A 20,114-nucleotide genomic window follows, 5' to 3' on the forward strand; every position below is an offset into this window, starting at 1 on the left:
AAGCTAAAAGCTGCTCACAGTAAGTATTTACCTATAGCGAGATTGCCTATTCCCTATTGCCTCTTGCTATATAATTTATCCCATTATCCTATTGTTGCGCTTGTTGCGCAACAATAGCATTTAAATTTTTTACAAATCTCTGACCGTGAGTTAACATTAATCCCTAAGAAATTTAACCAATTCTTCCAGTTTTGACCAAGCCGCACCACTTTGTAAAATCTCTTGAACTAAACGAATTCCTTGCTCATGGTCGGCCATCGGTACAACACCCGCAACCTGTAAGGCTAAAGACCCATTCAGGGCTACCACATCTTTTTGCGCCTGTGTGCCTTTTCCCTGCAATAAATTTCTCAGAATCTCCGAATTTTCCTGCACCTCTCCTCCTTTGAGAGCCGTTAGGGGGGCGGGAGTTAATCCCAAATTCTGGGGGTTGAGGGTGGCTGATTTAACCTCTCCTTGGGATAAAATTGCTAAGTCGGTGATATCCCCTAATCCAGCTTCGTCCAATCGTTCCCGTCCATGTAAAACGATCGCAACTTCTGTCCCGAGTTGGTTTAAGGCTTGGGCAATGATGGGCAGCATTTTAGGATCAAAAACCCCAATGATTTGTCCGGTGGGATATAGGGGATTAACCAGGGGCCCTAATAAATTAAATACGGTTCGGACTTTCAGAGTTTGACGTAGGGGGGCCACGGTTTTGAGGGCGGGATGCCAACCCGGGGCGAATAAAAAGGTGATTCCGACAGTTGATAACGCCTGTTTCACTTTTTCGGTCGGTGCTTTCAGGTTCACGCCCAAGGCTTCTAATACATCCGCAGAGCCAACTTTACTCGATGCGGAACGGTTTCCATGTTTCGCTACCGGAACCCCCGCCGCCGCAGCTACAAAGGCAACGGTGGTGGAAATATTGAAGGTGGAAGCTCCATCGCCTCCGGTGCCGCAGGTATCAATCACACGGTAGTTAGAAATGATGCCGGAATTGTTTTTTGTGGGGGTATCCGAGGAACCAAAGGACTGCAAAACCGAGGCCATTCCGGTTAATTCTGTGGCGGAGACGCCTTTGGCTTGTATCGCCGCCAAAATCGCCCCGGAAAGAACGGGGGGAACTGTTTCTAGGAGCCATCCCTGCATTAATTGTGAGGCTTGGGTTAGGTCAAGGGATTGGCCGTCTAACAGTTGTTGTAATAATTGCGGCCAAAGATTGGGATTAGTTTGGGATGGATCAGGATTTGTCATGAAAAGTGGAGTTTACATTAACCATTGTTCAGTTTACCGTATTGTGGGAATTGTTGACATCCACCCCGCCGTAAAACGGGCGGGGATTCCATCTATTTAAGTAGGTCAAATATTGACAACTGCTTAAATGCTGGAAGGGTTGACGCTTCGCCGAGATGTGCTTTCTTTGCAGAAAGTCTGACCTTCTCTCCACGTCCGTTTAGAGTCTCCGAAAGCCCTCCGGCGACTAAAATATTAATTGCGGCATTCACATCTCTATCGTGAAAAGTACCACAATTTAAACAAATCCACTCTCTAACATTTAGCTCTTTTTTGCCACCTTTAAAACCACAGCAAGAGCAAGTTTGAGAAGTTGGAGTCCATCTATCAATAATCCGAAAATCACGCCCGTACATGACTGATTTAGCTTCTAACATAGTTCTGAAATACTGCCAACCTAAGTCACTAATAGCACGGGCTAGTTTGCGATTTTTCATCATTCCTGATACATTCAAATCTTCTAAGACTATTGTTTGATTTTCACGAATAATCTTAGTTGATAACTTATGTAAAAAATCATTTCGGGTATCAGAAATCTTGGCGTGAAGTTTAGCTAGTTTTTTTCTAGTAACTTCCCTTCTTTTGCTGCCATTCTGTTCCCTTGACAAATTTTGCTGTAATTTCCTTAAACGCTTTAATTGTTTTTTTAAAGGTTTGGAGGATTTAATTTTTTCACCGTTACTTAATGTAGCAAAATCGGTTATACCTAAATCAATTCCAACACTTTGTTCATTTTTAGGTAATTGTTGAGGATTAAACTCAACTACAAAACTAACAAAGTATCGATTAGCACTATCTTTAATCAAGGTAGCACTAGAAGGAACTGCGGGTAATTCTCGACTCCAAATTACTCTAATATCACCTATTTTAGCTAGGTGAATGTAATCTGAATTAGGATAGAGTTTAAACCCGTTATCCATAAATCTAGCTGATTGCTTGGATTTACGTTTCTTGAATTTAGGAGGTTTAACTTTCTTGCCTTTTCTTTGCCCTTTACAGGATTTGAAAAAGTTTGAATAAGCCTGCTCTAAATCTCTCAAAGACTGCTGCAAGGGAACCGAGGAAACTTCTGTTAACCATTGCTTTTCCTCGGTTTTCTTGAGTTCTGTAAGTCTCTTAGAAAGTTCATTACTGGAAGGTTTTTTATTACCAGCACGATGTTGTTCTTGACAGTAAGCTAAGGCATCGTTAAAAACCACACGACAACAACCAAACAATTGGGACATTAGCCTCTTTTGTTGGTCAGTTGGGTAGATTCTATACCGATACCTTAACTTCATTCTTTGCGCTTAAAATCTTCTTCTTCAGTATACACTACAATTGAATAAAAAGCCTAAGTGGAACTTAGGGATTTTAAACCCATTTTTCTGATAATAAGAGGGAACACGGATTAGGCAGATTACACAGATGGCGCGGATTAGGTTGTTTGCTATGGTGACAAATATTAAAATCCGTGAAATCAGCGTAATCCATCTAATCCGCGTTTAAGGTTCAACGATTACGAGGGTTCCGATTTTTACCCTCTGAAATAGAGCCAAAACATCTTGATTAAACATCCGAATACAACCGTGGGACGCGGCTTGTCCAACGGTTTCAGTATTAGGAGTTCCATGGAAGCCAATATAGTTTTTTCCATCTGTCCAAAACCCAATCCAACGCTCTCCTAAAGGATTATCTGGCCCTGGAGGAATAATTTCTCCGGTAAAGGGATGTTCCCAAGTGGGCTGGGAAATCATTTCAATCACTTGATATTCACCGACAGGAGTTTCCCAACCTTCTCGACCAACGGCGATGGGATAGCTGGTTTGGAGTTGTTGATTTTGATAGAGATAAACGCGACGTTGATTTAATTTAATCACCACTCTCAAATTATTTTCAATGGAGTCATTAAGTTGATTATTGGGTTGGGGGAATAAATTAGAAGTCGCAAATTTGGGAGTATTAGGGGTTAATAATTTGATCGGGGATGGAGCCAGGGGAATGGGGTTTTGGGGCTGAACAGATAGGGCCGGGGTCTGTTTTGTCACTCCCCCGACCAGTACAGTTGTCCCGAAAATAACTGCTGTCAAATGTTTTAGAAAACTTTTTCCTCTAACCATGTCACTGTTATTGTTTCTTTTGACGGGTTGATTCACTATTATTGTTTCCCATGTTTTTCTCGTCTTCCTCCCCAAAGTCTAATATTTATAGAATTTTGGGGATTTTGAGAATTGTGGTTTAAGATAATGGGAAAATCGGCTTATTTGTCACATCATCTTACAACTATGTCTAAAAATCAAACCCTTGGCTCCCTTAGCATAGTGGGTGTCATTAGTGCCGGGTTACGCATTTATCGAGATCATTTTAAATCCTATTTTAATATTGCCCTGCAAGCCTATTGCTGGTCAATTGTTCCCATTTATGGCTGGGCTAAATGTTTAGCCCTTTCTGCACTAATTAGCCGTTTAGCCTATTATGAAACCTTAGAACAACCCGAAGTAATTTCAGAAGCTCGTTCCCGCGTCGAGCCAAGAATGTGGAGTTTTCTAGGACAAGGACTTCTGGTCGCCTTAATTTTAATGGGTGGAATTTTGGGATTAGTTTTAGTCTGGGTAATTTCCTTTGGTCTCGTGTTGGCTATTTCAGGAGAAGATAACGCGATTATATACTTAATAGGTTTTGCGTTTTTTATTGCTATTGTATTTGCGTATATTGGGCTGGTTTCTCGACTTTTTATTGCGTCTTTACCCCTAGCCGTTGAAGATAATATGACCGCAACAGCAGCAATTATTCTTAGTTGGAACTTAACCAAGGGATCGGTATTTCGGATTCAAGGTATTCTGTTTCTGGGATTTTTGATTATCCTTCCTTTTTCGATTTTACTTCTATTTATTGTGGTCTTTTTGCAATTGTATTTAGCATTTATAGTTAGCACGGATTCCTCCACTTATCATCTGGTTGTAAATTTATTTTCCGTAGCGATCAATATTATTATCGGGGCCTTATTTCTTCCTTTTTGGCAATCAATTGCTGGGGTTATTTATTATGATCTTAAAGTCAGACAGGAAGGAATCAGCTTGAAAACCAACCCGATGGATAGCATTCCCTATTATGAGTACGAGGATGACCTGTAGGACTTCCAGTTGCGATCGCTAATCTCCGCCTCCGTGATTTGGGCAATTTCCACTTGCATTTTATAGATGATTTCCGCAAAAACTGTTAAACTAAACTTATATCGATAACCGTTACTAATACCCTTGTCTTCATTCCTCAACGGTTGCAGATATGGAATTGCCGTCGGGGTGCCTTTTTGATATGCAGCTAATTCATACTGAACTTAGCTCTAAACCCAAGAATATTGGACTAAGACACTAAATTAAATTATAAAAAATGTTAGCTAAATCTGAAGCAACTGGGACAGTTCCACTGGAAGCGCAGCAAATTTTTGCCTTAATTGACAGTATTTTACCGCTAGAAGTTTGCTTGCATTACCAAATTTTACCTTTATGTCTCAAAGAGAATCATTTATATTTAGGTGTTGTTGATTCAGAAGATCAATCAGCCTTAGAATATGTGCAGAAGATCGTATCCTACATGAATTGCTCCATCATCAGTCAGGTGATTTCTTCGGAGGAGCAACGTTCTATTTTATCAGCCTATCTCTATCATACCCAACAGGTTAAAGCTGATGAATCTTTGAAAATAGATATTGAAACAATCACCCAATTGTCTGAACAGAAAAACTCATCACAAACTCCTGTTTCCAGTTCTGATGTTTCGACTTCTGTTCCCTCTCCAAAAGTTGTGGAAATAGAGCCAGTTATTTCTTTAGCACCAGTCAATTCAAATTTATCAACTTCAAAAATCGAAAATTTTTTACCTGAATCTATACAACCAACATCCCCAAGTTCTTCGGAAGCACTATCGGTTTTAGAGGTAAAGACGACTTATTTAGAAAGTCCGGTAGAAGTTTTATCAATGTTATCTCCCCATGAATTATTACAAGAACTTTTAGGACGAGTTTTAATGGGGGGTATTGGACGGCTTTATTTTGAACGTCAAGAGGCTAATTTAGGTCGAATTTTGTGGAGTCAGGATGGCGTTTTACAATCCGTTGTTACCGGGTTAGATGATCAGCAATTTAAGGGGGTTATTAATGAATTGAAACTGTTAGTAGAACTACCATTAATTCCCGTAGATAAACCGCGACAAGTTGAAAGGGAATGGCTTTATCAAAATACTCATCTTTTAATGCGTTTAAGAGTTAATCCAGCACCCTTGGGAGAAGAAGCTAACCTACAGGTTTTACGCGGGGCTGCTTTAAAGTTTTATCAAAAACAACAGTTATCTAAGTTAAGTTTAGATGCTCTAAGACTGACGCAGCAACTTCAAAATAAACTAAGTGAACTGAACAATCGTCTAGCAATAACGCCACTATCTTCTGAGAATTTGTTATTACTGAATCAACTATTAAAAACTATGGTTCAAGAATCTGATGCTTTAATTGAAAAAAGTCAGGAACAGGGAATAGGGAATAGGGAATAGGGAATAGGGAATAGGGAATATTGTGACTATTATTGCCACAATACTCCTTTTTGGGTAAAATTATTTAAAAATCAAACCCAGTAAACCTTTCGTGTAGATATAACTAAAACCAACTTGAATCCCAAAATCCGTTTCTTCTCGAATATATCCGACACTGGCACGTCCAGTAATTAAAAAACTATAGGAAACGGGAATATCAATTCCCACGGTCGCTGAAGGGCCGAAACTAAGGTCACTATTAAATAAATCTTTGTAGATAATTCCGGCTCCTACAAAGGGTGAAAAACGCACAGCATTTGTTTCACTTCTGATCGGAAAATCAGCCGTTAAATGAACTAGACTCGCACTATCACTGCCAATCAAAATTCCACTGGAATGTAAGGAAAGATTTTCAGAAAACCCGGTTTTTGAGAGGCTCATTAAACCCCCTCCTCCTAAACCTGATCCATCTCCGGTAATCCCAATATTACCTCCAATTCCAATATAATTATAGTTATTACTTAAACGACGACCATTAGCATCGGCGGCTTTACGCGGATCTTCGGGTTTTTCTTCTGAGTTTTGTTGTTGAGCAACAGGTAAAGATTGATCTGGATTTTGAGCAATATTCCACTCCACTCGATCCATCCAACTATTACTTAAATCGGCTGCTTTGGTTGAAGAAAAATTATTTTTAACTTCCGATAAAGTCTGGGGTTGCTGTTGAATACTTTCGATTGAGGGATGAAGTTCTGAAGGTTGAATAGATACCTGCTCTGGGTCAAAATCCGATGTTTTTAAGGTGGTTTGAGCAGCTATTTCTAGGGAAGGATTAAGCTCTGAAGTTTGAGCAAAAACCTGCTCTGGGTTAAAATCCGGTGTTTCTGAGAAGGTTTGAGAGGCAATTTCTACTGAAGATGCAACAACCTTTTCTAAGGAGGATTCCGAGGAAAGTTCTTGAGCTAGAAGTTCACCCCCATTCAGGGTTAATGCGATCGCAGTCCCTAAAAAAACAGTTTTGTACAGATCAGACATTTGCCAGTTCACTCCTCAAGAAATAATTTTTGCCGAGATTTTAACACAATCATAATGGATAGATGCCAAAAACAAAGGCGTTTGTAGCAAACGCCTTGATCAAGTTTCAAATTTTTGAGACTAATTTAACCGACGACGGCCAGTTCTTTCGGCCAACGACCCACGGCTTTACCGATGACAGACAGTTCCTGCATTAAGCGGTCAAACCGTTCTGGAGTCAGGGATTGGGGGCCATCGGAGAGGGCCTTAGCCGGGTTGGGGTGGACTTCAATCATCAGGGAATCTGTCCCAGCGGCAATCGCAGCCATGGCCATGGAGGGAACATATTCCGCCACACCGACACCGTGACTGGGATCGATCATAATCGGCAGGTGGGTGAGCGATCGCAATACAGGTAAAACGGATAAATCCAAGGTATTACGGGCATACTGACGATCAAAGGTGCGAATTCCCCGTTCACACAAAATCACGTTGGGGTTACCACCCGCTAGGATATATTCCGCCGCCATTAACCATTCTTCGATGGTGGCAGCCATGCCCCGTTTGAGTAATACGGGTTTATTTTGCGCTCCCACTTTTTTCAATAGGGAAAAGTTCTGCATATTGCGAGCGCCAATTTGAATAATATCGGCGACTTCCCCTAATTTGTCCAGGTCTTCGGCATCCATTAACTCGGTAATAATCCCCAGTCCCGTTGCATCCCGGGCCGCTGCTAATAGCCCCAAGGCACTTTCCCCATGTCCTTGAAAGGCGTAGGGAGATGTCCGAGGTTTGAAGGCTCCACCCCGCAGGAATTGAGCCCCGGCGGCTTTGACTCGTTTTGCCGTTTCGACAATCATCTCCTCGTTTTCCACCGAGCAAGGCCCAGCCACAACGACTAGGGGATGATGTTCGCTAAAGGTAACATTTCCGGCGGGAGTGGGGACAGTGACTTCACTGGCTTCTCCATGACGGTAGGCGCGACTTACCCGTTTATAGGGTTTTTCCACCCGCATGACGTCCTCAATAAAGGGACTCATTTCCCGCAGTTGTAAAGGGTCGAGATCGGCAGTTTCACCGACTAACCCCATCACAACCTTGTGTTTACCGACAATTTTCTCCGGTGATAAACCCCAACTGGTTTTGAGATCTTCACTTAAACGTTCAATTTCGGCTTCTGGTGTGCCGACTTTCATTACTATAATCATTTATCCTGTTTTGATCGATCGATCAAATTTAAAAAGCTGAAATTGTCTAAGAAAATACAGCCCGAGTTAAAGCTAATTTAGCGTATAACAATTCAGTTTTGGACACAAACTTTTGAATTCTTAATTTTTCTGTTTTTTTTGCTGTGCAGCTTTCCATCCGTCCTGCATTCGCCCTAAATTTAGTTTGAATTCCTGCCAACCCAAAATACTACCGGAGGCTTCCTCATCCCAGGATGCGGATAGCACCCCATAGCTTAACCCCAGGACACTTAACCCAAAACATCCCATACTCAAAATTACCACAGCCGTATTCGGAAGGACGAGTAAATCTTGGGTAATGATGAAGTAACTGCCGATGAAGCTTGCCAAACCCAGGAGCAAAGGAATTCCAGCTAAAACCACCATCCGAGAGAGCATCCGTTGACTAACTTTCTCAGGAATTGCTGTTTCTTCCCGGGTATAGGTGCGTTGAGTCTCCTTATGGCTTTTGGGTTGAGGCTTAGGAGACTCAGGAGTCGCCCTAACTTTCTGATTGGGTTTTGTCGGTTTCGGGTCTGAAATCGCCTTTGCTGGGGGATTAGAAGTCGCTTTATCGGTTTTTTTGCGATTCTTCTTAGGTTCAAAGGCGGGCCGTGCGGTCGGACGTTCAGAGGACATAGGTTCAGAGAATGGGTCTGGAAATGCAGGAGGAAAGCTTGACGTCGGGAATTAAGACCAAGGTTTTCAGAACATTTCTGAAAAATCCTAGCCCCGAATTCCTAAACGAGCGATTAATGCTTGGTAGCGGGCTTTATCTTGCCGTTGCAAAAAGCTTAATAGGCGTTTGCGACGACTAATAATTTGTAAAAGTCCACGGCGAGAAGCGTGATCTTTTTTATTGATTTTTAAGTGTTCGCTGAGTTTGCTAATCCGTTCCGTCAGCATAGCCACTTGCACCTCGCAGGAACCGGTATCGGTTTCATGGGTTTGGTGCTCGGACATGATTTCTTGTTTACGCTGCTGTGTGAGAGCCATAGTTGTTGAATCTCAGAGATGATCCGTAAATTTCCACAATCACTTAGGATACCACACTTTTGTTTTGATTGTTGATTGTTGGCTGTTCGCTTATCATTAATAAATCTAGCTCAGGGGTGAGAACGTGGGAATTCTCGATTTAGTTAGTCAACGCAATCTACGTCTGTTAACAACCTTTGGGGCGATTGTGGTTGGGGGTGTTGCTTGTCCCCTGATTCCGGCTTTACAAGGAATTGGCCTACTGCAATGCGTTAGTGCCATTGGTACAGGACTTGCTGGGAATATATTCGCAGGTGATCTTGGGGCTATTGTCAACAGTCTGGGACAAGAAGATATTCTCTCTAACAACGACCTCACCAAAGCCGTCGGATTAGCCGTTGGGTTATTATTAAAGTCCATCGCCACCTCAGAACCATATCGCAGTTTCCAGAAACCTTTAAAAAAATTAGCCACATCCACGCCGAAAAAGTGGCTCAAATTAACCGAGGTTTTAATCCACTGTCTGCAACAACAACGGTTTTTACTGGTCTTAGATAATCTGGAATCGGTGCTTCAGGATGAAGGTTATCAGAAATGGCGAATAACGCCGTAGGAGTAACTTACCACCGATTACACCACTTTTTAACCGCAGCTCCTTGGTCAGCAATGAAGTCGATGGGCTAACAAACCTTTAAACACATTTGCTGATGCCCTTGAAGCCTTTCGCACAGCTATTTCCTTTCGATTTGTGGAGTGGCTACAGGATAATAGGGATGTATTTGCAGCCTACAAAGCAAGTTTAGGCTTGATTTGGGCTTGATTTTTGTTTAAGTCCCACTAGTCCCAACCCTATATTTCGGTTAACATCAACCCCAAAATTCAATCTATATTATGAAACAAGAACTTATTCAAGAACTCGAAACTACACCCGACTTTGTAATTGAGGAAGTTTATCACTTCTTGATTTTCCTGAAAACCAGAGTCAAAACCAGAAACACAACGGATTTAACCCAAGCCAAACTTAATAATTCTATCCTAAATATGGTCGATGAAATTATATCAGAAGTTCCTCCCGAAGAATGGGAAAAACTTCCTAAAGATTTTGCCGAAAATATTGATTATTATTTGTATGGCGCGCCCAAAGGTGAAGAATGAAAACGGTTTTTGCAGATAATGGCTTTAGCCTACTGTTGGGTGCTGGGGTGCATTGGGTAAGCGGTTGATGGGAAGTTTGACAAATTTTCGGCTACTAGCCATTTGTTTATTTCGCAAATCATCAAATATAGCCTTGAGGTCATAGTTAAATGATTTTGCGTACTCCTCTCTATAATTATGGATTTCTTCTAAAATTGGATCTTTATACATTGTTATTCTCCCAGAGGATCAAGGTTAAGAAATTCGTAAGGGGTACAGATAAATGGTAGGGTATATCCTAGATTACGGCTAATTTCAGATAACTTTCTTTGGATCTGAGAATTTGCCATGTGCTTGCAGTTCCATGTTAACAGATAATTCAACCCGTAAACCGTAGCTAGAGCAATATGCAGAGCATCATTAGAGGCTTTTTCGGGTAGATTACTCTGCTGTAGAAATTCCTGTGCGAGATCTGTGGCTTCTTCTGTAAACTCCAGAAATATCAAAGATTGTAGTAGGGTTAAGCGTTGAGTCGCGATGATTGAGTCTCCTCTTTGGGCTTCATCTTCAACCAGTTCGGAAGTATAAAGTACCAGTGAGTTACAATACTCGTCCCACCAGTCTTGAGTAATTTTCATATTTGCTGCCACAATTAAATTATCTGTGGGGCGAGCCGTCAGGTAGCCAATAATACTGGTCTCAATGTAAACAGTTTGAATCATTCTCAAAGATTGTGGATAATTAAGTTCATCATGCCATACAAAAGAGATGTGTCAACCGTCACAACGATCAAAACACCTAAGATAATAAACCTAGAAAGGAAAATAAAATGAACTCACCGTTATCCTAAAGACATTGATATCTGGAGTAAATATTATGAACACCAAACTGGTTGAATCTTTGATTACAATTATTGAGTCACTTTCTAAGGAAGAACGGACTCTCCTTGAACAAAAATTATTTCTTGATCTCTCTTACCCTTCCCCAGAAGAAATCGCCCATTTAGCCGAGTCAGAAGGGACATTTAACTTTCTTAATAATGAACCCGGTCTATATACCTTAGAAGATGGAGAGGAAATCAAATGGTAGTAAAAAAAGGAGATATTGTTATAAGGTGGCGTGGTGAGCAATCCTCGTCCGTTTACGGCGGGGTGGATGTCAAAATTGATTACAGACTTATTTCTTTGTGTCATGAGTGTCTTCGTGGTAACAATAATCCCAACCACAAAGACACGAAAACACAAAGATTTTCAAGTTCCTTGACTTAACCAAGCGATCGCACTTCTAATCCATTCATCGGAATTAGTTTGCTTTGCTAGACTAGAATCTTGACTAATAACTTGTAAAGCTTGCATCACTTCTGCTCCAGTGTAACCCAGGGCGAGTAAGGTCATTTCCACTTCTTCTTGAATTTTTGGGGTAATATTAGAGGGAGTAGATGAAAGCATTCCAGCTTGTTGTCGCCATTCCGATAGTTTAGTTTTGAGTTCTAGGGCGATGCGTTCTGCGGTTTTGCTTCCGACGCCTGGAGTTTTGGATAAAACGCGAGTATTACCGCCGACAATTGCTTGAATTAAATCTTGGAGTCCGAGGGTATCTAAAAGGGCGATCGCTAATTGAGTTCCTATTCCACTAACGCTAATTAATTGGCGAAACAAATCCCGTTCAGCCATATTAGAAAAGCCGTATAAAACTATTTGATCTTCTCGGACTTGTAAATGGGTGAAAATTTGCATCGACTCTCCAAATGCAGGTAATTCCGCTCTCATTCGAGGTAAAATTTGCACTTCATACCCGATATTATTAACATCGAGTAATAGGGTGATTCGATTTCCTGTTCCTTTTTGAAGATCAGCAACATTCCCCTTGAGATAACCCATCATATAGAAAATTAAAATAGTTCAAAGTGTTATAATTATTGTACCATTATTTTCATTAATTATCAGGGTATTAAGATCATGGGTAAACAATCTAAACTTAAACACAAACGCCAAGATTTAAAAAATCATCCTCCTGAAATATTACCTGAAAAAAATAATCAAGATCCTACTCATTTTGTAGAGACAATGGAAAAACAAGGTTATCACTTGAAAACCACAAATTCTTGTCCAGATATTCCAAAATCAGAGGACGGAAAACCCAAAATTTGATAATTTGTTTATTATTCGTTGTTGCGCTTGGGCACTCTTTTCATGGACTAAAGCCCAACAACAGATTTTCCTGCTAACCATCCTGTTGTCCAAGCACTCTGAAAATTAAATCCCCCGGTAACTCCATCAATATCTAAGATTTCTCCGGCTAAATATAACCCGGGACAACAGCGACTTTCCATGGTTTTAAAATCAACTTCCTTTAAATTTATTCCACCACAGGTAACAAATTCTTCCTTAAAAATACCCTTGCCATTAATATTATAACTTCCTTGGGTTAATTCTTGAATTAGTTGATTTAAAGATTTATTAGAAATTTCTGACCAGCGTTTTTCCTCATCAATTCCCAGATAATCAACTAATTGTTTCCACAGACGACGAGGTAAATCTACCGGACAATTTGCTGATATTAAACGATTAGGGAATTGTGATTTCAGATCTAATAATTTTTCTTTTAACTGTTCTGGATGTTCCTGGGGAAGCCAATTAATTTGTAGAGGGGATTTATAATTACAATCATATAAAACCCTCGCCCCCCAAGCGGATAATTTTAAAATTGCTGGCCCACTTAATCCCCAATGGGTAATTAATAATGGCCCGGTTTGTTCTAATTTAGCTTGAGGGAGTTTAACCCGCGCCGAACTAACAGAAACTCCCGCTAAATCTTGCAGTCGTTTATCCTTAAGATTAAAGGTAAATAAAGAGGGAACTGGTGGAATAATTGTATGTCCTAAAGCCTGAGCAAACTTATAACCAGAGGGGTTACTTCCGGTCGCCAGTAAAATGCGATCGCCTTCTAAAATTTCTCCCGATTTCAGTTGAATTTTAAAAGGATAGGGGCTATAATTATTATAGGAAATAGAAGCCACCGGAGCTTGCGTTTTAATCCTGACTCCCGCCTGTTCTGCTACTCTAATTAAACAGTTAACTATAGTAGCAGAATCGTCCGTTGTGGGGAACATTCGCCCATCGGTTTCTGTTTTTAATTTCACCCCATGACTAGCAAACCATTCAACGGTATTTTTAGCTTGAAATCGACTAAAAGCACCGCGCAAAGCTTTGCTTCCCCTGGGGTAATTCTGCACAAATTGAGTCGGTTCAAAACAAGCATGGGTGACATTACACCGTCCCCCCCCCGAAATCCTCACTTTAGCCAGGGTTTGTTGTCCGGCTTCAAGCAAAATTACTTGAGTCTGGGCGTGGTGATTTGCACAAGTAATCGCTCCAAAAAAACCTGCTGCTCCACCCCCAATTACAATCACTTTTAAAGGCTGTATACTAGACAAATTAACCCTCTATTCTTCTAATTCAAAATCTTTTTTTTCCGCGCTACAAAGTGGACAAATCCAGTCTTCTGGGATATCTTCAAAAGCTGTGCCCTCGTCAATACCGCCATCGGTATCACCGTATTCGGGATCGTAGGTATAGCCACAGGTTTTACAAACATACTTTTTCATGTCAGATTTGCCAATTAATTGCCGATCAATATGGTACATTTTTTTTAACCCAATACCAACTTATTTATACAAAGATTTGTGAACTTAAACCTCTATGAATAACCCTTTCAATTTTAAACTACAATTTGCCTCATTTTTCCCCTATTTGTATCCACTTTTAAGCCAAAAATTTCCCCTATGTCTATGGAAAGGGGATTCATCTCAACCGGAAATTTGTTTAACCTTCGATGATGGGCCGCACCCCCAATATACTTTAGAATTATTAAAGGTTTTAGAACGGTTTCAAATTAAAGCTAGTTTTTTTTGGTTAGGACAAGAGGTAGAAAAATATCCTGAAATTTCCCAAGCTGTATATCAACAAGGTCATTGGATAGGGCTACATGGTTATAAACACGATACTTTCCCATTGTTAACAGAAACAGAATTAAAACAAAGCTTAGAAAGAACTAAAACAGCTATTTTTAATGCTTGCGGTTTGGAACCCGAATTAATCCCAGATGTTCGTCCCCCTAACGGTGTATTTTTACCCCGAACTTTAGATTTATTAACAACTTGGGGATATCGTCCAGTAATGTGGAGTGTTGTCCCCGAAGATTGGGTACATCCTGGGGTTGAAGTTGTCAGCCATCGGGTGATCAAACAAACTCGAAATGGGTCAATTATTGTCCTCCATGATGGATATGATGGGGGAAAAGATGTGGCAAAAACGGCTGAAGAAATTATTCCTAAATTATTAGAAGGGGGCTATCAATTTGTAACGATTTCTAAATTTTGGCAGTCAGCAAAACCGATGCTATAATTAGCAATGTTAGTATTTTAATTTTAGTTTACCCAATGACATCATGGTGCTAAAACCAGAAACCGATTCTACCACAGGTTTACTTCGCTTAGTCGGAGATAATACCCCTGAAGACATAAGATTTTTCCCTGGAGAATTGGGTGTATTTAAGTTAGGTGCTTTTTTATTAGGAGGAGATGATACGGTTCGTGGTTCATCGGATTCCGAACTAATTTATGGTAATTCAGATAACGATCAATTATTTGGAGAAGGGGGAAATGATACTCTATTTGGAGGGGTTGGAGACGATCAAATTTTGGGAAATCAAGGCAATGATCTGTTATTTGGAGAAGCAGGAAATGATCGGTTTGTGGGATTTGTAGATCCTGATAATCCGACCCAATTATCGGGAGTTGAAGGGGATGATACCATTTATTCTGGGTCAGGAAATGATCAAGTTAGAGAGGATTTAGGTAAGGATTTTATATTCGGAGGTCAGGGGAATGATGAACTCAGATCAGGAGTAGATAATGATTGGGTTGAAGGCAATGATGGAGATGATTTTATCGGTGCAGAAGATGGAGATGATACGGTTTTTGGAGGGAATGGAAATGATCAGGTTCGAGGAGACGGAGGGAATGATTTAGTAACAGGAAATGCTGGAAATGATCAGGTATCGGGAGGGATGGGAAATGATACCTTAGTTGGGGGTCAAGGCAATGATCAAATCATTGGAGATGACGGAGATGATTGGCTTTCTGGGGACGCAGGAAGTGATACGTTAATCGGTGGAAAAGGTAAAGATATTTTTGTTTTAGATAGTAATAATTTAAGTAATAATCTGGAATTATCGGATGTTATTTTAGACTTTAAGCCAGAGGAAGATATTATTCTTTTAACTGGAGATTTGGGTTTTGAAAATCTCACCCTTAAACCAGATCCCAGAACCGAAAATAGTACGGTTTTAGAATCTAAATCTGGCGAAATTGTAGCTGTTTTACAAGGAATTAAACCAGATAAAATTAATCGTTCTAACTTTATTATTCCTGGGTCTGTAGCTTTTAGTTCCGATCAATTTGCTGTCAATGAAAATGGGACTGTAATTAATCCGATTACCGTTGTTAGAAACAGTGGAAATGATGGAGAAGTCAGCGTTACGGTAGTTCCAATTCCTACTCCCTTAACGCCAACGGGAAATCAAGTCGATACTACACCAATTATTGTTAATTTTGCCAATGGAGATACTACCCCTAAAATCATTAAAATTCCCATTGTTAATAATAATGTTCCCAATTATTCATCTAACTTACTTTTAACCTTAGAAAACCCCACTAATTTTGCCCAAATCGGCACACCTAATCAAGCTATTTTAGACATTATAGATGATGAAATTCCACCTTCAGCATTAGGAACATTAGTTAATCCTATTCCAGAAGAAAATGCTCAATTTGGTTCCAAGTTATCTCGGTTAGGAAATAATTTCTTAGCAGTAACCGCCCCCGGTCAAACTAATAATCAAGGAATCGCCTATTTATTTAATCTCACAACTCAACAACCAACATTAACTTTTCGTAACCCTTCTCCAGCTGCGGGTGCTTCAAAATTTGGTCAATCTGTAGCTACAACTTTAGGAGATAATATTATTATTGGCGCATCTCAAGATAGTAGTTTAGCCCCCAATTCTGGAGCGGTTTATGGGTTTAGTACCGCCACGGGAGCGCCCTATTTAGCTATCAATAATCCGACCCCAAATGTATTTAATTTATTTGGTTATTCCGTGGCTACTTTGGGCAATAATGTTATTGTCGGTGCACCTAGTGATTCCACCTTAGCACCCGCCGGAGGAATCGCCTATTTATTTGATGGAAACACGGGTCAACTATTGCAAACATTTTTGAATCCTAACCCTCAAATTAATGATTTTTTTGGTGCGTCCGTGGCGGCGGTTGGCGGAGATAGAGTATTAATTGGTGCGCCCGCCAGTTTAACCCCAACCGTGGGAAAACAACCCGGTGAAGCTTATATTTTTGATAGTGTCACCGGACAGCTTTTGCAAACCTTTAAAAATCCCAATCCCGGGTTAGATAATTTTGGTTATTCCGTCGCCTGGACGGGTGTTGGTCGAGATATTTTAATCGGTGCGCCAGGAGACGACCAGGGGGGAACAGATGCGGGAATCGCCTTTTTATTCGATGGGATTACCGGAGCAATTTTACAACGTTATAATGCTCCTAAAGTGGAGGAATTTAATCAATTTGGTCAAGCTCTAGCCATGATGGGAAATGAGGTTTTGATTGGTTCTCCGGGCTATGGATTAGGAAATTTAGGAGGAACATTTCGCTATGAATTAAGAACCGGAAATTTAGTTAAAACTTATTTAAGTCCGGTTACGAATAATTCCGATACCGACTTAAATTTTGGAACATCCGTTGCTAGTGTTAGTAATCTCGTCTTGGTGGGTGTTCCTGATTTGGATACCACCTTACCAGGTGTGGGTGCTGTTGTTCAATTTGTTTAAATAAGGAGTAATATGAAATCTAAAATTTTATCCTATTTTCAGTCTGGAAAATTAATGGCTTTTTTCCTTATGAAATGGAGGTCTAATTTATCCCAGATTAAGTTATTTTTTATCGTTGCTTTAGGAATAATTATTACTCAGAAATCCCTACCATTTATTAATCCCGTTTTTGCTGAAGATTCTCGAAATTTTTCAGATATTAAAGGTCATTGGGCGCAAAATTGTATTGAGAATTTAGCCCAAAAAAATATTGTAAAAGGCTATTATGAAGATGATACTTTTCGCCCCGATAGTCCCGTTAATCGGGCTGAATTTGCAGCTATTATTAGTCAAGCATTTCCTAAAATTCCTCGAAGTGAAAAAGCGATTGATTTTGTCGATGTCCCAACGGATTTTTGGGCCTACAATGCTATTCAAGAGGTGAATCAAAAAGGGTTTATGTCAGGATATTTAGGAAGTGTTTTTAATCCTTTATTAAATATCCCTAGAGTCCAGGCGTTAGTGGCGGTAGTTAATGGTTTGGATTATAAATCTAGCCAAGTTTCCGATCAACAATTAACCAAAATCTTTGATGATGCTTCTGATATTCCTGAATATGCAAAAAAAGCGATCGCAACAGCAACAGAAAATTGGTTAGTAGTTAATTATCCGAATGTGCGGCGATTAAATCCTAATAAACCCGCAACCCGGGCGGAAGTTGCTACCTTAATTTGTCAAGCGATTTCCGAAGACAAAAAACAGGCTTTAGTTCCGACTGAATATATTGCCAGAGTCTCAATTTCTGATGATCCAGCAGTCAGTTCAGAGTCTAAATCTTCCCCGAGAACCCCGGTAGTTACCATGCAACCTCAAGGAACACCGCCAATAGAATCAAAACCTGCATCCTATCCAGAAATAAAGGATTTAAAGGTGCAAAAAACAGTAACTTTAGGAGAGATTAAAGCTGAATTATTAGCAGATTCTAATAGTACAGTTCAACTCGTCCAAATTAAAATTACCCGTAAAGGGGATTTGATTTCAGAAGATGTTATTTCCATGGCAAATTTATCTAGTCCTGGAGTAAAAACCGTTAAAAATGCCAGGGTGATTGATTTTAAAATCCTAGATTTAGATAATGATAAAGAACCTGAAATTTTAGTAGATTTATTAGTTGATGAAGACAACAATTTCAAGAGTTACTATTCCGTGATTTATCGGTATAGTCCGATTAAACGGGAATATCGAGATTTACAACAAAAATGGGGTTTAATTTCCTATCAACTGAAAACAGACAACCAAGAAACCCCAATTTTGCTTCATTATGACCAACGATTTAGTAAACAATTTCAAGTCTATACCCCTGAACAATTACCTTTACAGATTTTTAAATATCAGTTTGGGGAATGGCAAGATGTGACCAGAAAATATTCTGAATTGCTTGCGGAACATAACTCGGTTTTGTTACAAGAAATCACTAAACGTAATCGCCTGAAACAAGATTTAAAAGGAGCTTTAGCCGCTTATTTAGCCCAACAGTATTTACTCGGTCAAGCAGATGCAGGATGGAAAACTGTTAAAGAAGTTTATCAAAACCCCGATAGAAACCAATTTTTTACTCAACTTCGCCAATGGTTAAAACAGACAGGATACATGGAATAAAACTTCATAAATACATTGACTCAAATATTCTATAATAGGAAAAATGCAATTAATTTTGGATTAGCAATGGCTGTACAGTATATCCTCAGTGATTATCTTGAGCAGGCAATGGCTGAAGCAATTTATGACAAACTGGAAGATCAGACTTTTGTGGGGAAAATCCCAATTTGTCAAGGAGTTATTGCTTTTGGTTCAACCTTAAAACAATGTGAACAAGAATTGCGTTCAACTTTAGAAGATTGGATTTTATTGGGGATCAAATTGGGGCATCCATTACCCATTTCTCATTCTATTTCATGATAAATCAATCCTTGTCTTCAACCATTTTTAAACTATGATTAACGCCAAACTAAAACCAGACTGGGCAGGAGAGGATTTTCTGTCTCAAATTGTTAATATTTTAATCCAAACGAAACCGCTTTATAGTTTAATAAAACTTCAAGCGAGAAAAGTTTTAATTAAAACCGCCGAAAAAAATGGAGTTCCATGGCGAAAAACTTGTCAAGAATTAGACGCATCGGGAGCCAAAGAACTGTTAAAAACCGTCACAAATCCTAATATTAAATACCCCAATTATTATCAAGTTCCCTTTCATGCCTATGACCAGGGAAATTTATGTTGGTTAGCTGCTTTTGAAGCCGAACCCGCAACAAAAGCCATGGGTTTACGAGTCTGGCCAAAAGAACAAATTACTTGGGAAACCGCAGAACATCGCTTGCGTTCTAGTTTCCATGAAATCCTAGGACAATATTGTCCTGAACAGGTGGAGAATGTGTTAGATATTGGTTGTTCTGTGGGGATGTCTACCCTACCATTACACCGCTATTTAGTACAGAAATATGGTGATAATATTAGAACAGTCGGGTTAGATTTATCGCCCTATATGTTAGCGGTGGCAAAAGTTCGAGATACCCAGGGAGAAATAGCCGAATGGAGACAGGAACTGGCTGAAAATACCAGTTTTCCCGATAACAGTTTTGATGTTGTTACCTTGCAATTTCTATTACATGAACTCCCGAACAAACCCAGTCGAGAAATCTTTCAGGAAGCTCTCCGAATTTTACGTCCAGGTGGCTGTTTAGCCATTGTGGATAATAACCCCAAATCAGAAGTAATTCAGAACTTACCTCCAGCGTTATTTATTCTGATGAAAAGTACCGAACCTTGGAGTGATGAATATTATACTTTTGATGTGGAAGAAACCTTAAAAGAGGTGGGGTTTGATTATAAAATCACCCTTCCCAGTGACCCTCGCCATCGGACAATTATTGCTCTCAAACCCTAACCCGTTGTTGTGCTTCAGCACCATCTTAGTCATAAAATAATGGTAGATGGTGCGATCGCGTTGATGGCCGTACCCTACTAATTTATGCTTTAAGTCTGTTTGCATAATCTTTACTCTAACTCGTTCTTTCCCATTTTAAATATAGGCGGGGCGGGGTTTTT

23 protein-coding genes and 1 pseudogene are annotated in these 20,114 nt (G+C 39.9%); 12 read left to right on the top strand and 12 right to left on the bottom strand.

From position 1 onward, the window contains the following. Positions 1-156: 156 nt before the first annotated feature. From trpD to PL11201_RS19315, 3 genes are all read right to left on the bottom strand, one after another. Complete coding sequence (gene trpD / locus PL11201_RS19305; RefSeq protein ID WP_079680526.1) at positions 157-1,236, bottom strand: anthranilate phosphoribosyltransferase; 1,080 nt, start codon at positions 1,234-1,236, stop codon at positions 157-159. A 92-nt stretch (positions 1,237-1,328) separates the two neighbouring features. Beyond that, complete coding sequence (locus PL11201_RS19310; RefSeq protein ID WP_339394370.1) at positions 1,329-2,501, bottom strand: RNA-guided endonuclease InsQ/TnpB family protein; 1,173 nt, start codon at positions 2,499-2,501, stop codon at positions 1,329-1,331. A 258-nt stretch (positions 2,502-2,759) separates the two neighbouring features. Further along, the gene (locus PL11201_RS19315) at positions 2,760-3,302 is read right to left on the bottom strand and encodes a L,D-transpeptidase (protein WP_234996779.1); all 543 of its coding nucleotides are present in this window, start codon (positions 3,300-3,302) and stop codon (positions 2,760-2,762) included. A gap of 237 nt (positions 3,303-3,539) precedes the next feature. On the opposite strand from PL11201_RS19315, the gene PL11201_RS19320 reads away from it, so the two are divergent. After that, positions 3,540-4,388 carry a hypothetical protein gene (locus tag PL11201_RS19320; protein WP_079680528.1) on the top strand — a complete coding sequence of 283 codons (849 nt, stop codon included), beginning with the start codon at positions 3,540-3,542 and terminating at the stop codon, positions 4,386-4,388. Positions 4,389-4,644: 256 nt separating this feature from the next. After that, a complete protein-coding gene (locus PL11201_RS19325) occupies positions 4,645-5,799 on the top strand; it encodes a GspE/PulE/PilB domain-containing protein (protein ID WP_079680529.1) in 1,155 nt (384 codons plus the stop codon). A gap of 60 nt (positions 5,800-5,859) precedes the next feature. Here PL11201_RS19325 and PL11201_RS19330 read toward each other — a convergent pair whose 3' ends face one another. From PL11201_RS19330 to rpsO, 4 genes are all read right to left on the bottom strand, one after another. After that, positions 5,860-6,813, bottom strand: a complete 954-nt coding sequence (locus PL11201_RS19330; RefSeq protein WP_079680530.1) for a hypothetical protein — start codon at positions 6,811-6,813, stop codon at positions 5,860-5,862. A gap of 125 nt (positions 6,814-6,938) precedes the next feature. Then, positions 6,939-8,000, bottom strand: coding sequence for a 3-deoxy-7-phosphoheptulonate synthase (gene aroF / locus PL11201_RS19335; protein WP_079680531.1), 1,062 nt, complete (start codon positions 7,998-8,000; stop codon positions 6,939-6,941). 120 nt (positions 8,001-8,120) lie between these two features. After that, on the bottom strand, positions 8,121-8,657 hold the full coding sequence (locus PL11201_RS19340; protein WP_079680532.1) for a PAM68 family protein: 537 nt from the start codon (positions 8,655-8,657) through the stop codon (positions 8,121-8,123). 87 nt (positions 8,658-8,744) lie between these two features. Then, positions 8,745-9,014, bottom strand: a complete 270-nt coding sequence (rpsO, locus tag PL11201_RS19345) for a 30S ribosomal protein S15 (RefSeq protein WP_079680533.1) — start codon at positions 9,012-9,014, stop codon at positions 8,745-8,747. A 124-nt stretch (positions 9,015-9,138) separates the two neighbouring features. On the opposite strand from rpsO, the gene PL11201_RS19350 reads away from it, so the two are divergent. From PL11201_RS19350 to PL11201_RS19355, 3 genes and pseudogenes are all read left to right on the top strand, one after another. Continuing rightward, positions 9,139-9,606, top strand: a complete 468-nt coding sequence (locus tag PL11201_RS19350) for a hypothetical protein (RefSeq protein ID WP_079680534.1) — start codon at positions 9,139-9,141, stop codon at positions 9,604-9,606. 60 nt (positions 9,607-9,666) lie between these two features. Next, positions 9,667-9,813: pseudogene (locus tag PL11201_RS26210) on the top strand (IS701 family transposase); the annotation flags it as partial. A 71-nt stretch (positions 9,814-9,884) separates the two neighbouring features. Next, positions 9,885-10,148, top strand: a complete 264-nt coding sequence (locus PL11201_RS19355) for a hypothetical protein (RefSeq protein ID WP_079680535.1) — start codon at positions 9,885-9,887, stop codon at positions 10,146-10,148. Between the two features lie 24 nt (positions 10,149-10,172). Here PL11201_RS19355 and PL11201_RS19360 read toward each other — a convergent pair whose 3' ends face one another. After that, the gene (locus PL11201_RS19360) at positions 10,173-10,358 is read right to left on the bottom strand and encodes a hypothetical protein (protein ID WP_079680536.1); all 186 of its coding nucleotides are present in this window, start codon (positions 10,356-10,358) and stop codon (positions 10,173-10,175) included. A gap of 2 nt (positions 10,359-10,360) precedes the next feature. Further along, positions 10,361-10,849: a type II toxin-antitoxin system VapC family toxin gene (locus tag PL11201_RS19365; protein WP_079680537.1), complete on the bottom strand. Its 489-nt coding sequence runs from the start codon at positions 10,847-10,849 to the stop codon at positions 10,361-10,363. Between the two features lie 154 nt (positions 10,850-11,003). Between PL11201_RS19365 and PL11201_RS19370 the strand changes: the two genes are divergently transcribed. Beyond that, complete coding sequence (locus tag PL11201_RS19370; RefSeq protein ID WP_079680538.1) at positions 11,004-11,216, top strand: hypothetical protein; 213 nt, start codon at positions 11,004-11,006, stop codon at positions 11,214-11,216. A 161-nt stretch (positions 11,217-11,377) separates the two neighbouring features. Here the strand turns inward: PL11201_RS19370 and ruvA are convergent, their stop codons facing one another. After that, complete coding sequence (ruvA, locus tag PL11201_RS19375; protein WP_079680539.1) at positions 11,378-12,010, bottom strand: Holliday junction branch migration protein RuvA; 633 nt, start codon at positions 12,008-12,010, stop codon at positions 11,378-11,380. A gap of 75 nt (positions 12,011-12,085) precedes the next feature. On the opposite strand from ruvA, the gene PL11201_RS19380 reads away from it, so the two are divergent. After that, the gene (locus PL11201_RS19380; protein ID WP_079680540.1) at positions 12,086-12,277 is read left to right on the top strand and encodes a hypothetical protein; all 192 of its coding nucleotides are present in this window, start codon (positions 12,086-12,088) and stop codon (positions 12,275-12,277) included. Positions 12,278-12,324: 47 nt separating this feature from the next. Here PL11201_RS19380 and PL11201_RS19385 read toward each other — a convergent pair whose 3' ends face one another. Then, positions 12,325-13,563 carry a BaiN/RdsA family NAD(P)/FAD-dependent oxidoreductase gene (locus PL11201_RS19385; protein ID WP_079680541.1) on the bottom strand — a complete coding sequence of 413 codons (1,239 nt, stop codon included), beginning with the start codon at positions 13,561-13,563 and terminating at the stop codon, positions 12,325-12,327. A 9-nt stretch (positions 13,564-13,572) separates the two neighbouring features. Continuing rightward, the gene (rd, locus tag PL11201_RS19390; RefSeq protein ID WP_079681035.1) at positions 13,573-13,734 is read right to left on the bottom strand and encodes a rubredoxin; all 162 of its coding nucleotides are present in this window, start codon (positions 13,732-13,734) and stop codon (positions 13,573-13,575) included. 94 nt (positions 13,735-13,828) lie between these two features. Here rd and PL11201_RS19395 point away from each other — a divergent pair, with 94 nt between their 5' ends. The 5 genes from PL11201_RS19395 to PL11201_RS19415 all read left to right on the top strand — a co-directional run bounded on the left by PL11201_RS19395 (position 13,829) and on the right by PL11201_RS19415 (position 19,953). Beyond that, on the top strand, positions 13,829-14,533 hold the full coding sequence (locus PL11201_RS19395; RefSeq protein WP_079680542.1) for a polysaccharide deacetylase family protein: 705 nt from the start codon (positions 13,829-13,831) through the stop codon (positions 14,531-14,533). Between the two features lie 43 nt (positions 14,534-14,576). Beyond that, a complete protein-coding gene (locus tag PL11201_RS19400; RefSeq protein ID WP_079680543.1) occupies positions 14,577-17,030 on the top strand; it encodes a Calx-beta domain-containing protein in 2,454 nt (817 codons plus the stop codon). Between the two features lie 12 nt (positions 17,031-17,042). Continuing rightward, a complete protein-coding gene (locus PL11201_RS19405) occupies positions 17,043-18,668 on the top strand; it encodes an S-layer homology domain-containing protein (RefSeq protein WP_079680544.1) in 1,626 nt (541 codons plus the stop codon). A 66-nt stretch (positions 18,669-18,734) separates the two neighbouring features. Continuing rightward, positions 18,735-18,968, top strand: a complete 234-nt coding sequence (locus PL11201_RS19410) for a hypothetical protein (protein WP_079680545.1) — start codon at positions 18,735-18,737, stop codon at positions 18,966-18,968. A gap of 34 nt (positions 18,969-19,002) precedes the next feature. After that, entirely contained in the window at positions 19,003-19,953 is a 951-nt protein-coding gene (locus tag PL11201_RS19415) for a class I SAM-dependent methyltransferase (RefSeq protein ID WP_079680546.1), read from the top strand. Positions 19,954-20,114 lie beyond the last annotated feature (161 nt).

Origin of the sequence: Planktothrix sp. PCC 11201 (assembly GCF_900009135.1) — a bacterium.
Lineage (GTDB): Bacteria > Cyanobacteriota > Cyanobacteriia > Cyanobacteriales > Microcoleaceae > Planktothrix.

Coding starts and splice junctions, on each gene's coding strand:
- PL11201_RS19310 (WP_339394370.1), bottom strand. CDS start 2,501: ATGTCCCAATTGTTTGGTTGTTGTCGTGTGGTTTTTAACGATGCCTTA.
- rd (WP_079681035.1), bottom strand. CDS start 13,734: ATGAAAAAGTATGTTTGTAAAACCTGTGGCTATACCTACGATCCCGAA.
- trpD (WP_079680526.1), bottom strand. CDS start 1,236: ATGACAAATCCTGATCCATCCCAAACTAATCCCAATCTTTGGCCGCAA.
- PL11201_RS19320 (WP_079680528.1), top strand. CDS start 3,540: ATGTCTAAAAATCAAACCCTTGGCTCCCTTAGCATAGTGGGTGTCATT.
- PL11201_RS19410 (WP_079680545.1), top strand. CDS start 18,735: ATGGCTGTACAGTATATCCTCAGTGATTATCTTGAGCAGGCAATGGCT.
- rpsO (WP_079680533.1), bottom strand. CDS start 9,014: ATGGCTCTCACACAGCAGCGTAAACAAGAAATCATGTCCGAGCACCAA.
- aroF (WP_079680531.1), bottom strand. CDS start 8,000: ATGATTATAGTAATGAAAGTCGGCACACCAGAAGCCGAAATTGAACGT.
- PL11201_RS19325 (WP_079680529.1), top strand. CDS start 4,645: ATGTTAGCTAAATCTGAAGCAACTGGGACAGTTCCACTGGAAGCGCAG.
- PL11201_RS19400 (WP_079680543.1), top strand. CDS start 14,577: ATGGTGCTAAAACCAGAAACCGATTCTACCACAGGTTTACTTCGCTTA.
- PL11201_RS19340 (WP_079680532.1), bottom strand. CDS start 8,657: ATGTCCTCTGAACGTCCGACCGCACGGCCCGCCTTTGAACCTAAGAAG.
- PL11201_RS19395 (WP_079680542.1), top strand. CDS start 13,829: ATGAATAACCCTTTCAATTTTAAACTACAATTTGCCTCATTTTTCCCC.
- PL11201_RS19360 (WP_079680536.1), bottom strand. CDS start 10,358: ATGTATAAAGATCCAATTTTAGAAGAAATCCATAATTATAGAGAGGAG.
- ruvA (WP_079680539.1), bottom strand. CDS start 12,010: ATGATGGGTTATCTCAAGGGGAATGTTGCTGATCTTCAAAAAGGAACA.
- PL11201_RS19370 (WP_079680538.1), top strand. CDS start 11,004: ATGAACACCAAACTGGTTGAATCTTTGATTACAATTATTGAGTCACTT.
- PL11201_RS19330 (WP_079680530.1), bottom strand. CDS start 6,813: ATGTCTGATCTGTACAAAACTGTTTTTTTAGGGACTGCGATCGCATTA.
- PL11201_RS19415 (WP_079680546.1), top strand. CDS start 19,003: ATGATTAACGCCAAACTAAAACCAGACTGGGCAGGAGAGGATTTTCTG.
- PL11201_RS19405 (WP_079680544.1), top strand. CDS start 17,043: ATGAAATCTAAAATTTTATCCTATTTTCAGTCTGGAAAATTAATGGCT.
- PL11201_RS19355 (WP_079680535.1), top strand. CDS start 9,885: ATGAAACAAGAACTTATTCAAGAACTCGAAACTACACCCGACTTTGTA.
- PL11201_RS19365 (WP_079680537.1), bottom strand. CDS start 10,849: ATGATTCAAACTGTTTACATTGAGACCAGTATTATTGGCTACCTGACG.
- PL11201_RS19380 (WP_079680540.1), top strand. CDS start 12,086: ATGGGTAAACAATCTAAACTTAAACACAAACGCCAAGATTTAAAAAAT.